The 13,501-nt window shown below is 72.8% G+C and carries 6 protein-coding genes; 1 reads left to right on the plus strand and 5 read right to left on the minus strand.

The window, feature by feature from the left end:
• Nucleotides 1-24: 24 nt before the first annotated feature.
• Nucleotides 25-1,293, plus strand: a complete 1,269-nt coding sequence (locus tag ACIPXM_RS21475; RefSeq protein ID WP_401657657.1) for a DUF445 domain-containing protein — start codon at nucleotides 25-27, stop codon at nucleotides 1,291-1,293.
• Between the two features lie 29 nt (nucleotides 1,294-1,322).
• Here ACIPXM_RS21475 and ACIPXM_RS21480 read toward each other — a convergent pair whose 3' ends face one another.
• From ACIPXM_RS21480 to ACIPXM_RS21500, 5 genes are all read right to left on the minus strand, one after another.
• Nucleotides 1,323-1,631 carry a hypothetical protein gene (locus ACIPXM_RS21480; protein WP_401657659.1) on the minus strand — a complete coding sequence of 103 codons (309 nt, stop codon included), beginning with the start codon at nucleotides 1,629-1,631 and terminating at the stop codon, nucleotides 1,323-1,325.
• 63 nt (nucleotides 1,632-1,694) lie between these two features.
• Nucleotides 1,695-3,548 carry a DrmB family protein gene (drmB, locus tag ACIPXM_RS21485; protein WP_401657661.1) on the minus strand — a complete coding sequence of 618 codons (1,854 nt, stop codon included), beginning with the start codon at nucleotides 3,546-3,548 and terminating at the stop codon, nucleotides 1,695-1,697.
• Nucleotides 3,545-6,841, minus strand: a complete 3,297-nt coding sequence (locus tag ACIPXM_RS21490) for a helicase-related protein (protein WP_401657663.1) — start codon at nucleotides 6,839-6,841, stop codon at nucleotides 3,545-3,547. The genes drmB and ACIPXM_RS21490 overlap by 4 nt, the downstream gene beginning before the upstream one ends.
• A complete protein-coding gene (locus ACIPXM_RS21495; RefSeq protein ID WP_401657665.1) occupies nucleotides 6,838-8,739 on the minus strand; it encodes a UvrD-helicase domain-containing protein in 1,902 nt (633 codons plus the stop codon). Before ACIPXM_RS21495 ends, ACIPXM_RS21490 begins: the two co-directional genes overlap by 4 nt.
• Nucleotides 8,736-13,490 carry a DEAD/DEAH box helicase gene (locus tag ACIPXM_RS21500; RefSeq protein WP_401657667.1) on the minus strand — a complete coding sequence of 1,585 codons (4,755 nt, stop codon included), beginning with the start codon at nucleotides 13,488-13,490 and terminating at the stop codon, nucleotides 8,736-8,738. Before ACIPXM_RS21500 ends, ACIPXM_RS21495 begins: the two co-directional genes overlap by 4 nt.
• Between the last annotated feature and the right edge of the window lie 11 nt (nucleotides 13,491-13,501).

A 13,501-nucleotide genomic window follows, 5' to 3' on the forward strand; every position in this document is an offset into this window, starting at 1 on the left:
TCAGTCAGGTAAGGAGGTGGGGTGATGGTCAGCTTCACGTACACGGCGGCGGACGAGGAGAAGAGCCGGGCCGTCCGGCGGATGAAGCGCCTGGCGACGGGCCTGCTGCTCGGCGTCGCGGCGGTCTTCGCCCTGTCCACCTGGGCGAAGGCGTCCGGCGCCGGGGCGTGGGCGGGCTATGTCGCGGCGGCGGCGGAGGCGGGCATGGTCGGCGCGCTCGCGGACTGGTTCGCGGTGACGGCGCTGTTCCGGCGCCCGCTGGGGCTGCCGATCCCGCACACCGCGATCATCCCGACGAAGAAGGACCAGTTGGGCGCCTCGCTCGGCTCCTTCGTGGGCGAGAACTTCCTGTCCGCCGATGTCGTACGGGGCAGGCTGCGCGGCTTCGGGATCGCGAAGCGGCTCGGGCTGTGGCTGGCAGAACCGGCGCACGCGGAGCGGGTCACGGCGGAGCTGGCGGCGGCGCTGCGCGGTGCGCTGACGGTGCTGCGGGACTCGGACGTGCAGGCGGTCGTGGGCGAGGCGATCACCCGGCGGGCCGAGTCGGTGGAGATCGGTCCCGGCATCGGCAAGACCCTGGAGCGGGTGGTGTCGGACGGCGCTCATCACCGGGCGGTGGACCTGGTGTGCGCGCGGGCGCACGACTGGCTGGTGACGCACGGCGACTCGGTGATGCAGGCGGTGGAGGGCGGCGCGCCGGGCTGGACGCCGCGGTTCGTGGACCGGCGGATCGGCGAGCGGGTCTACAAGGAGCTGCTGCGGTTCGTGACGGAGATGCGGGACATGCCGGCCCATCCGGCGCGCGGTGCGATCGACCGCTTCCTGTCGGACTTCGCGGCCGATCTCCAGGGCGACACGGACACCCGGGCCCGGGTGGAGCGCCTGAAGTCGGAACTGCTGGCCCGCCCGGAGGTCCAGGACGTCATCGCCTCGGCCTGGTCCTCGGTCCGCGCCCTGATCCTGGCGGCGGCGGAGGACGACCAGAGCCAGCTCCGCCGCCGGGCCCGCGCCTCGCTGATCTCGCTGGGCACCCGGCTGTCGACGGACGAACGGCTCCAGGCGAAGGTGGAGGGCTGGGCGGAGGACGCGGCGGCGTACGTGGTGACGACCTACCGCTCCGAGATCACCTCACTGATCACGGACACGGTGGCGGGCTGGGACGCCACCCAGACCTCGAAGAAGATCGAGGCGAACATCGGCCGTGACCTGCAGTTCATCCGCATCAACGGCACGGTGGTGGGCGCGTTGGCGGGCCTGGCGATCTATGCGGTGAGCCACGCGTTGGGCGGCTGAGCCGCCGGGGGCCCGGGGGCCGGGAGGCCCTACTCCCCGGTGCGGGTGACGGCCCAGGCGGTCCCGGCCATGGCCCCGGCGACGGTGAACACCGCGGGCCAGGCGCCGATCTTCCTGGCCAGCGGATGCGACCCGGCGAAGGCCCCGACATAGACGGCCCCGAGCCCGGCGGCCCCCTTCCCCCCGACGGCCTGCTGCCACCCACGAGCCGCCACCCCACCGGCCACGGCCAGCACCACCCCACCCAACGGCCGCTTCTTCGTCCACCGCGCCACGGCATATCCCCCGACGAGCCCGGCGGCGGCGATGACGGGGGAGAGGGTGCGGGCGCTGGGCATGGGGGTCACCTCGGGTGCGTGTCGAAGGCTGTCGGTACGAGGGTAACGAGCGGGTCGGGGGCGTCAGCCGAGCAGGTGGGAGAAGAAGCCGAGGTCCGGATTCTCCGGGGTGCCCACCAGCAGTGCCCGGTCGAGCAGGATGTTGTTGTGCTCGCAGCTGGTCTCGGGGAGCATCACACAGGCGTGGCAGGCGGCCAGGTTGGTGCCGCCGGTGCCGGACGCCTCCGCCTCGACGCAGAGCGGGTCGGACGAGCACCATTCCGCCCGTCGGACGGCGGCGCGGAGCGTACGGGCCAGATGTTCGGGTTCGCCCTGCGCGACGAGTCCGCCGAGGCTGCCGGCCGAGTCGCTGGTCGCCGTGTAGATCAGCAGCCCGGCCATGTCCTTGTCGGCGTAGAGCCGCTCGCGCAGCGCCGCGGCGGGGTAGCCGGCGTCGAGGCTCCATTCGTCGATGAGGATGTGGGCCAAGGTGTGGAGCAGCACCATGCGGGGGGTGGCGGGGGACGGCGGCACCCTGGTCGGGTCGGCGGCACGCTCCCGGAGCAGTCGCTCGTGGGCGGCGCGCATCCGCTCGGCGCGGGCCGCGACCTCGGCCGTCTCCCAGCCGGCGAGCCGCTGCTCGTCGAGCCGCAGGAACACGCCCTCGCCGCGGACCTCCATCGCGGGCAGCCAGTTCGGCGGCACGGCGGCGAGCGCGGCCTCCATGCTCGCGTCGGTGGACTCGTCGGCGAGTCGGGTGAACGCCTTGAGCGCGCGGACCTCCCGGAGCTTCTTGACCAGCATCGGCCCGGTCACTCCGAGCGGGGCCAGGATCTCCGGGTCGCCGTCGGGGGACTCGCAGACGAACTGCTCCTCGTGGGAGCGCTCCCGCTCGTCGTTGCCGGCGCGGAGCCGCTCGTACTCCTTGTGACGCAGGGCCTGATAGCGGTGGTCGGGGTCGACGACCTCCTCGCCCGCGGGATCCTCCTCGAGCTCGGCCGCGAGGAGGGCCATGACCTCGTCGATCGGCACGGGGCTCGCGCCCTTGAACGCGAAGCGGAGGCACAGCTCGACCTCCGCGCGGCTGTTCAGCTTGCGCAGCTCCGCCCAGTGCTCGGCCAGCGGGTCGGCCCGGCCGTCGCTCCACGGCGGGATGGAGAGCGCGGACTTGAGAACGGGCTGCCAGACCGCGGAGGAACCGCGCTGGAGGGTGCGGGGCGTATGGCCGCATGCCTCGGCGGGGACGGCGGAGCCGAGCCAGGGGCGGGTGCCGCGGCAGCGGAATCCGAGCTCCTTCAGGGCGCGGCGGCGGAAGGATCCCTCCATCGAGACGTCCGGCACGCCGCAGGTGCAGGAGACGACGATCGAGCGGAGCGACGAACTGCGCCCGGACGTCACCAACGTGAGGGTGCCGCCGCACCCGCCGGGGCCGCTCGCGCCGGCCCCGGCGGCGCGGTGCAGCCAGTGCCAGTAGGGGAACTCGTCGAGGTGACCGGCCTCGCAGGCGACGACGAAACGGGACGGGATCAGCTCGGTCTCGCAGGAGCCGCACACGCTCCTGCCCGGCGGCGGATTGAAGTCCCGATGACGGCGCAACTCACCGCACTCGGGGCACGCGTGCATGATCGGGAAGCGGCGGACCCGGACACCGTCCTTGCTGGACTCGTCCGACGCGGGCGGCAGCCGGAAATAGTCCACGCCGAGGACGCGGGCGAGTCGCCGCTCGTGGATCCGGGGGGCCTCGTCGGCGCGCCACTGCGTGTCGGCGCCGTCCAGGCCGGACACGACGAACGACTCGTGGTCGACGGCGATCAAGGAGCCGACTCCGTACGTGGTGATCGCCTGGGCGCGGCGGACCGCTCCCCGGCGGGGCAGGCTGCGCGCCGGGGCCTGGTCCTCGCCGGAGGAACGGCGCCTGCGGGGCGGCGGCGGGGTCATCGGGATGCCTCCATGAACAGGGCGGACTCGGCGTCGACGTCGCGCAGGCTCCACAGGGTGGCGCGGGCGACGTTCTCGGACTCGTCGTCGTACGGCTTGAGCAGCGCGGGGGTCCGGTCACCGCGCTTCGGCTCGAACAGCAGCCGGTTGTGGACGTCGGCCTCGTCGCACCACCAGTCGACGAACTCGTCGAACGCGCGGGCGACGGCCTTCTCCTCCTTGGCGACGGCCTTCTCGGGGACGACCCTGCGGACCCGATCGAGCAGGATGTCCCTGATCTCGTCGCGGAGTCGGTCCTCGTAGGACTCGATCCGGCCGGCCGCGTCGTTGTCACGGGCCTCGGGGATGAGGATGCGGGCGAGCGCCACGATCACCGCGTGCAGGCCGCGTTCGCGGGCGCGGGCGGAGAACGGTGTGACGGACGTGGACTCCACCTCGCGGTACAGCGCGGAGTGGAAGTGCTGGAAGCTCTCGTAGTGCGAACGGTCGCGGGACCGGGCGGCGTTGAGCATGACGGCGACCAGGCCGGGGTGGGCGCGGCCGACGCGGCTGGTGGCCTGGATGTACTCGGCGGTGGTCTGCGGCTGTCCCATCACGGCCATCAGACCGAGTCGGTCCACGTCGACGCCGACCGCGATCATGTTGGTCGCGAGGAGCACGTCGACCGTGTCCTCGTCTGGAAATCGCTTCTCGATGCCCTTGAGCCGGGTGGGGATGTCGCTGGCGTCGACGCGGCTGGTCAGCTCCGAGTAGTTCGCGGAGGAACGCACCTCCACCCCTTCGCGGGCGGCGAGCAGTTCCAGATACGCCACGACGTCGTCGTGGACCTGGAGCTCGGCCGCGGAGAGCAGCCGGAGGCTGTTGAAGTAGCCGACCAGACTCCAGTACGCGTCCCGCACCTCCTCCGTGGTCGTGGCCTGCTTCGCCCGGTGCAGCAGCGTGGCGTAGGTACGGATGAGGAGAGTGGACTGACTGGTGCCGGGGGCGAACAGTCCGACGTAGCGCCTGCTCGCCTTGGACTCGCGCGGGGTCTCCACCGCGAACCACGAGTCCCGGGCGTCCAGACCCGCGGGCGGGAACTGGCGCACGGCCCGGTCGAAGAGGCTGCGGCCCTGGTCGGCGGCGCGCCGGATGGTCGCCGTGGAGGCGATCACCTTGGGGCGGTCCGCGAGGGCGTCCACGGCCGTCTCGTAGAGGCCGGTCATCGTCCCCAGCGGGCCCGAGATCAGATGGAGCTCGTCCTGGACGACGAGCTCGGGCGGCGGCGTGCGGTCCGTCGGGTCGTCCAGGTTGAACAGCGCCGCGGTGGCGGGCCGCCAGGGCATCGACGCGAACTTGTCGACGGTGGCGATGACCAGGGTGGGGCGGGCCGCGTAGACGGCCTCGTCGATCAGATGGACCGGCAGGCCGTCGGCGAACTCGCAGCCAGGACCGGGGCAGCGGATCCGCATCCGGCGGTCCTCCTGGTCCACCCGGTAGGCCAGGGCGTCGAGCCGGGTGCCGCACCACGGGCAGGCGTGCAGCTGCACCGGGTTCTCGGTGGGCAGGCGCCGGTCGAGGTCCTTGTGGAGCAGGGCGAGCCGCTCCTCGGCCTCGGCGAGGGTGTTGGGGGTGGCGGAACGTCCGACCCACATGCCGAGGGAGAACTCCTCGCTTCCCAGCTCGGGTTCGAGACCACCACGGCGCATGCTCTCCATCGCGCACATCAGGATCGCGGCCCGCTCGAACTGCTGGAGGGTGAGCAGCCGCAGCGTGTAGCGCATGAGCACGGTGACGCCGCCGCCGTCCGGGCCGCGCCGGATGCGCCGCAGGAACGAGGTGAACGCGATCAGGCCGAGGTACGCCTCGGTCTTGCCACCACCGGTCGGGAACCACAGCAGGTCCGCGACGCCGCGGTCGGGGTGCTCCGGGTCGTCGATGCCCGCCAGGCACAGCAGCACGAACGCGATCTGGAACGGACGCCAGTGCCCGGCGGCGGGGTCGGGCGACCCGATCCGGCCCCCCTTGACCCAGGCGCTGCGGGCGCGCTGGTCGGCCATCGCCCGGTTCGCGAGCCGGAAGGCCCGCATCAGCTCGGGCTTGTCCTCGTCCCCGAGCAGGTCGATGCCCTCGCGGATCCGATCCAGTGCCTCGCGGCAGGCCCTGACCTGTACCTCCGCGGCCTCCTCGTGCGGAGTGCCGGCGAGGGCGTGGGCCTCCGCCGCCTTGCGGTCGATCCAGTGCTCGTAGCCGGTGGCCAGCGCGCGCAGCGCCGTGAGCACGTCCGCGTCCGAGCCGTCGGCGAGTCCGAGCATGGCGAGCGAGGAGCTGTCGATGTCGGGGTTGGAGTCGGTGAGCAGCACCTCGACGCTGGGCACGAAAGCGCTGCGGATCTCGGTGACGCCCGCCGGTCGGGAGTCGGTCATGCCGATGGGCGGCGGCGTCCAGTCCCATGCGGCGGCGCAGCCGTGGCCGACGGCGAAGGTCGGTGCGTGGCGATGGAGCAGCCGGCTGGTCGCGACCTCGTCGTCGTGGGCCCCGGCGGGCGCGGTCCGCTCGACGAAGGCGGTGGAGCCGTTGGCGGCGCGCACGGTGAGGCCGCACTGGAAGAGGGAGGACGCGTCCCGGAGGTCGTGCTCGCCGATCCGCCGGGTGTTGACCAGGGTGATCGTGACCGTGACCGTGACCTTGCCGGTCTCGGGGTCGCGGGCGGGGCGGCGGACGTTGGCCCGCAGCGCCGCGCCGTTGCCTTCACCGAGGTCGATCAGCAGGTTTGAGTCCGGCGCAGTCACGTCGATCGTCCGTCCGGGCAGGGAGAGCACCTTGCGCCGCCAGTGCTCCTGCTGGTCGGAGGTGGTGCGGGCCTCGGCGCGCCGGGCCGGGACCGGGCGGCCCTCCGCGTCCGTCGGCTCGTAGACGGCCGCACGCGCCTGGACCACGATCGCCGCGCTTATGTCGGGGTCGACCGCGAACGTGAGGCCCATCGACGACGATCGGCGCCCGCCCGCCGTGCCGACCTCGTCCGCGGTCCCGGACTCGTCGGTGTCCTTGCGCGACCGCACCGGGGCGTTGTCGGTCCCGTCCTGCTCCCGGTCCTGGTCGGCGAGTTGCTCCTCCGTCTCCGCGTCCTTCGACCTGGGATGGAGGACGCCGACGAGGTAACGGTCGATCGGGGCGTCCTGGGTCAGGACCTCGTCCCGGTCGGCCTCCTCGGCCTCCTCGGCGGGGCCGAGCAGTTCGCGCCGCAGCCCGACCAACAGCTCCTCGTCCCGCACCCGGTAGTGCTCCGCGTGCCGGTTCTCCCCGTGCGTCATGCGTTCGTCTCCTCGTCGACTGCCCGCCGGAACCGGCCGAGGCCGCTGATCCGCGGGGCGATCCACACACCCCGGTCGCCCAGGCCGGCGTTGGCACCGGCGGCGGTGCTGCCCGTCACGGTCTCCAGGACGTCGATCCGCGCACCGTGGATCTCGTCGGGCCACCACGGTTCCCAGGTCCGGCTCACCTTCTGCACCTGGAACAGCGCCCGGCGGAACACCTGCGACGCCTCGCCGATCTCCCGTCCCTCGTGCGTCACCGCGTACGGGGGGCTCTCCTGCTCCCCGAGCGGCAGGTCGTGGCGCCTGCGGAGCACCACCGGCCGGCCGGGGGAGACCCGCTCCAGCAGATACGTCTGGGTCGCGGCGGCCTCCCCCGCGGGGCCGGGCGGCAGGTCGCGGCAGACGTCGCCGGTCCCGACGACGACACCGAACCTGTCGTACGGGCGCCAGCCTCCCAGGTAGCGACGCCCGTCGGGGCGCCCCGCGGCGCGCCGCAGGACCGGGAGCTCGGGGGAGGACACGTGGTACAGGTCCCGGCGGGCGCGGGTCATCGCCACGTACAGGGCACGCGCCTCGGCCGGCAGGTCCAGGTCGTCCTTGTGCCGCTTGCGGAGTTCGGCGACGGTCGGCGGGGTCGGCAGGACGACCCGGTCGAACTCGAGGCCCTTCGCCCGGTGCACGGTGGACACCACGATCCGGTCGGTCTCCGGATCCGCGGCCGCGTCGGGGAACCTGCCGTCGGCGACCAGCCGCCGCAGCCGTGCCAGGTCCAGCGTCTGCCGACCCGGCCCGCGGGCCGCGCGGCGAAGCACCTGCCACAGCAGGGCCGTGTCCGGTTCGAAGGGCAGCGGGATGTCCGTGAGCAGGGCGTGGAACCGGTCCTCGGTGAGGGCGTTGGCCTCGGTGCGGCGCAGCAGTTCGGCCACCCAGTACGGGACCGGTCGGTCCTCCAGGGGCCGTCGCAGCCGGTGCCCGATGCCGTGCTCGTGCAGGAGCTCCGACACCGTCGACGCCTGGAGGTTGTCCCGAGTGAGGACGGCACAGGTCTCGTCGAGGGTGCGCAGGCCGTCGAGGGTGAGCGGGTCGGAGAGTCCACCGAGGCCGTTGGCGGGTACGAGGAGCAGGTCCCGCAGCTCGTCGTACAGCCCGGCGGCCGCGGCCTCCCCCTCGATCCGCTGCAGCCGGGGGCCGTGGCCGAGCGCCGCACGCGCCTCGGGCGTGACGGCGCGGAAGTTCCGGGTGAGGTGCAGCTCCACCAGGTCGTCGGGGTACGAGCCGCGCAGCCAGTCGAAGAACCGGCCGGTCTCGTCGGCGCGCTCCGCCGGGTCGTCGATCTGGAAGCCGTAGACGATCTGGGCGCCGTCGCCGACCGCGGTGAAACCGCAACTGCCCTGGTAGCGGTCGAGCAGGGTCTCGACCAGGTCGCGGCGGCTGCCCAGCAGGTCCTGCACCTCGTCGATCATGACGTGGGACGGCGGTACGGCGTCGCCGGCCTCCAGCGCCCCCTTCTCGATCGCCTCGGCGGCGGCCATGATCCGCGCGTCGAAGCCCACCGTGTTCCAGGCGACGTCGGGGTGGGCCTGGGCCAGCACCCCGTACGCCCAGGAGTCGAAGGTCTGCGCCCGCACCCGCCGGGCCCGGTCCCCGTGCCGTGCGATCCGCTCCCGCAGCTCCCGTGCCGCGGCTCGGGAGAAGGTGAGGACGAGTATCTCCGCCGCCTCCAGCGCCTCCTCGGGGTCCTCGTGCCCGCACAGCGCGTCCAGCCGGCGCACCAGGGTGTGCGTCTTGCCCGCACCCGCCCCCGCGGTGACCAGGACGCGCGCGTCCCAGGGCTGCTCGACCACGGCCCGCTGCTCGTCGGTGAGCTCCGGGCTGTCGAGGTACGTGTCGGTCACGAGCTGCTCCAGAGGTGCTCGAACTGGTTGAACGCGAGCTGGGTGTCGAAGTTCGCGATGTTGTCGCCGACGTTCAGGATCAGGCAGGTGTCCTTGCCCCCGTTCCGGGGACCGCGCAGCCCGCGCCCGATCATCTGCTGGTAGACGTTGGTGCTGTACACCGGCCTGGCCACCACGACGACACGCGTGGCCGGCGCGTCGAACCCCTGGGTGAGAACACCGTAGTTGGTGAGCACACGGATCCGGCCGGTACGAAAGTCCTCGATCCGGCGCCGACGGTCCTGCGCGCTGGTCGTGGAGTCCACGGCGGCGGCCGGCACCCCGCGGTCGTTCAGCATGGCCGCCAGGTACTTCGCGTGGTCGACCGAGGTGGCGAAGAGCAGGGTGGGCCAGTCCTCGGGCAGGCCCGACACCTCGTCGACGATGCGACGGCTGCGCGCGTGGTCGTCGGCGAGCCGCTGCTCGGCGGCGCGCGCCAGCGTCGACATCCGCTCGGCCTGCGCCTTCTCGTCCACGGTCAGCTCGATCCGCCCGCCCTCCAGGACCCGGTGCTCGACCTGCGCCAGCATCCCCCACTCCTGGAGATCGCGGTAGGGGTCGCCGGACGGGAACACGCCCTCGTCGAGCCGCCTGTTGCCGAAGCGTCCGACCAGTCGTCGGGTCTCCTCCTCGTTGGTGTTGCGGAACGGGGTCGCGGTCAGCCCGAGCAGGTGCCGCTTCGTCTCGTACTGGGTGAGACCGAGCTGCCCCAGGATCGCGGTGTAGCGCTTGGACACGGCGGTGTGCGCCTCGTCGACGATCACGAGGGTGGCCTCGCGCAGCCACGCGTAGCCGTCGGTGTCCAGGCAGCGCTCCAGTTTGGCGTCCGTCGCGACCACGAGGTGCGGGTGGTCCACGACCTCGCCCACCTCGTTGGTGCCCCACAGTCGGCTGATCGTGAGCGGCCTTTCGGCGCCGACCTTGCTCCACACGAACTTCCAGCTCTGCACGGCCTGTTCGCACAGTTCCTCGGTCTGTGCGATCCACAGCAGCGGACCCGACAGGTCGCCCACCTGCTTGACCCAGCGGATCACGGCCTCGGCGGTCACCCGGGTCTTGCCCGCTCCGGTGGGCAGCGACAGCATGGCCCGCTGCGGGGCGAGTCGGTCGAGCAGCGTGCTGATGTTGCGGACCAGGTCCTCCTGGTAGTCGTGCAGGCGGGGGAAGTTCCTCGGACCCTCCACCGTCTCGTACGCGGGGGGCGCCGGGGTTCGGGAACCCGCGAACTCCACGGGCAGCCTCAGGTCCGAGACGAACGCGACGGCGGCCGACGAACCCGTGTAGCCCACCGGCGCATTGGGGAAGCGCACCTGCACGTCCCGGGCGTGCTGGTGGAGCACCCCGTCGCCGTGCGCGTTGAAGGCCATCCGGGCGATCCGGTGCCCGGAGGGCTCGACGCCGCCGGTGTCCTGGAGCTCGGCGTCCACGAGACCGTCGGGCAACCCGGCCCGCAGGGCCTCGGCGCCGATCAGCAGCTCGATCTTGGTGACGACGTCCTGGGCCTCCCGCACCGCCTTGAGCGCCGCCTGGGTCGCGCCGTCGCGGGCCATCCGCTCCTGGAGCTCCAGGACGGCCCGGCACCCGGCGGCACCGAGCCCGAGTCCGAGCTCCCGGTCGACGAGGAGCAGCATCGCCTCGGGGGTCAGCGGCACCCGGACCTTCACCGTGCCGCCCTGACGCACCGCGTCCAGGGGGCGGGGCTTGACACCGTTGGGGGTACGGGTCACCTCCTCCAGCTCCCGGCAGCGCTGCACCTGGGTGTTGCGGTCGGCGCCGACGAGCCGCTGACGCAGGCCCGGGAACAGTTCGACGAGCGGCACCGGGTCGCCGTCGGGCAGCTCGCGGGTCTCCTTGCTGATCACGTCGGCGTAGCGGAGCATGCCCCACCTCTCGACGAGCAGATCGGCGTCCTCGGGGGTGGTGACGAGCAGCGCGGGCAGCTGCTCGGACCGCAGCGCCCGGTACTCGGCGGCCCCGACGGCGACGGTGATCTCCTCGTCGGGACGGGTGCCCCAGGCGTCCCCGATGCGGCAGCGGGTCAGCGAGTCCTCGGGGAAGTCGGCTCCGAACCGGGTCAGCATCACGTACGTGGTGCCGACGAACGCGTCGTCCTCGCTGCGCGACAGCTCGTCGAGGAGGGCCCGCCAGCGGTCGGCCGGTACCTCGTCGACCGTGGTGGGCAGCCGCAGCTTGCGGGCCTTCTCCGGGGAGAGGTCGGCGACCGGGAGCACGTCCTTGTAGGCGGCCAACTGCGGCCCCACGGCCATCGACAGGGGCATGACCCCCAGAGAGGTGGCGACGGTCCCGTGCCGGTGGAGCATCCAGCGGATCGGCGACATCACCGGCTTGCGGGTGTTGGTCTGCGCGCCGAACTGCAGGGTCCACCTGTCCACCACGGCGTCGTCGGGCAGCGCCTTCAGGAAGGCCGCGCGGGACTCCTCGGACAGGGTCCGGAAGAAGTGCAGCGGCCCGCCGATCGCGGAGCCCTCGAACCTGGCCCTGGCGAGCATGGGGCGGGGCGCGTTGTCGGCGAGGGTCTTGAGGTACGCGGCGTGGACGTCCTCCCGGTACTCCTCGAACCAGTCCTCGCCCTCGGGGCGCACCGCGGCCGAGGGCCCTTCCAGCAGGCCGAGTTCGGGGAAGAAGGAGCGGTCGTCGGAGTGGAACGCCGTGTCGACCGCGACGCCGGGATCGCGCCGGGCGTCGACCACGCGACCGGGCAGCATGCAGTCCCGTACCGGCCGGAACCGTCCGTCGGCGGTGCGCACGCGCAGCGTCCTGCGCGGCTCGGGCACCTTCTCCAGGACGGTGTGGGCGAGGCGACGCCCGCCCGCGCGGCGGAACAGTTCCCAGAAACGCTCCCACTCGGCGTCCCCGTACCCGTCGAAGCCCTGGTCGAGCACGCTCACGAACCGGCCCTCGACATGGGCCTCGTGGATCTTCAGGACGTCGAGCGCATGGGTGAGCGAGGGGTCCTGGGCGATCTCCCCGACGACGTAGACGGTGCTCTCGCGCAGGCCGTCCTCGTCCGCCCGGCGGAAGACCTTGCCGGGGACGGGGGCGACGAGTCCGTGCTCCTCGGTGAGCACGATCCGGGCCTTGCGGGCCTCCTCGGCGTACGGCGATCCGGTCTCGACCATGTCGGCGAGGATGCGGACGGCGGTGGCCGACGCCTCGACGGTCCCGCTCGCCACCAGGGCCTCCAACCACCTGCGGGGGTCGGTGCGTTCGCGACCGGCGGCGAGGAGGACGTGTTCCACCTTGCCCGCGCGCAGCGAGTCGGCCTCGGCGCCGGGGTGCAGCCAGTCCGCGGGGCGGCCCGGGCAGTCGTGCCACATCCGCAGCCAGCGTGCGTAGCGCTTCGGCTCCTTGTCGAACCGGGGATGGATCCGCAGCTCGGCGGGGCGCCGGAGCGTCCCTTCCTGGTCGGGGAGGGAGGGGCGCTCGGCGGTCCTGGCCCAGATCTCCCGGGTGAGGAACTCGTCGGCCCAGCTGATCGACTCCTTGACCCGCCCGGGCAGCAGGGGGAGGTAGGCGGCCGGGTCCTCGGCGGGGGAGAGCCGGGGCAGCGAGTCGACGACGAGTCCGGCGGCGACCCGGATCATCTCCTCGTTGAACGCGGAGGAGTCCAGCAGGTTCTGGCGGTCCTCGTTCGTCTTCCAGGCCCCGTTGAGGATGCCGCTGAGGGACATCTCGTACTTCGTCGGGAAGAACGACCAGAAGCGCCCGCGCCCGCGCGGACCCGACGTGTACAGCCCGGTGTCCGGGTTCGCCTCCAGCGCCGGCACCGCCCAGGAGAGGTCGAGGGTCAGCCGGTCGTGCAGTTCGCCGGCGTCGCGGCGGGCCGCCGCCCCGGGTTCGTGGGTGACCGAGAAGACCCGCCAGCGCGCGCTGGTCGCGGGCCGACCGGTCCGCTCCTCGGCGACGGTGTGCAGGTCGCCGCTCCGCTCGGTGGTCAGCACCCGGCGGACGACGGGGCGGGGGCGGCGGTCCTCCAGGACGACCTTCGCCACGTGGGGGGAGAGCAGTTGGAAGCCGAGCGGGAACTCCTCGCGGGCGGACCCGGTCGTCCGGACGCCGTGCATGTCCGCGGCGAGCCGCTGGGCGGCGCCGTCGATCAGGGGGAGGCGCACGACCGTGGTGGCCCAGCCGAGCAGTTCGTCGAGCACGGCGTCCTTCGCCCGCTCGCCGGCCATGTCGAGCGGGCGGGCCATGCGCAGGACCGGCGCCTCGAACGTCGTGCCCAACCGCTCGGTCACCTCGGGCAGCGACCGGATCTGCTCGGCCGCCCAGGTCCGGTCGAAGCCGAACGAGCCGCTGCTGCTGAAGAACTGCGGGGTGTCGGTCACCACCAGGACGGACTTCACGCCCACGCCGAAACGGCCGATCTGCCCGCCGCGCTTGCGGGACATGCTCATGCGCAGGATCGTCTCGGCGCCCTCGGGGGTCACCGGCGTGCCCTCGTTCGCGCAGTAGAGGTGCGAGGCGGTCAGGACGACGTGGACGGTCCCCCCGGGCTCGGCGGCGATCTCGTCGGCCGCGTTCTGGACCAGCTCGAACAGCTGACGGTCGCCGTATCCGCCCTGGGTGATGCGGCGTTCGCTGTTGGCGTGCTCGGGGATCAGGCCGGGGTCGACGGCGTACGTCCGCAGGACACGCTGCGACTGGTCGAGGACCGTGCGGACGACCGGGGAGGGGCTGGGGGACGACACTCTGATGCTCC

Source organism: Streptomyces sp. NPDC090025, assembly GCF_044748125.1.
Classification (GTDB): Bacteria; Actinomycetota; Actinomycetes; order Streptomycetales; family Streptomycetaceae; genus Streptomyces.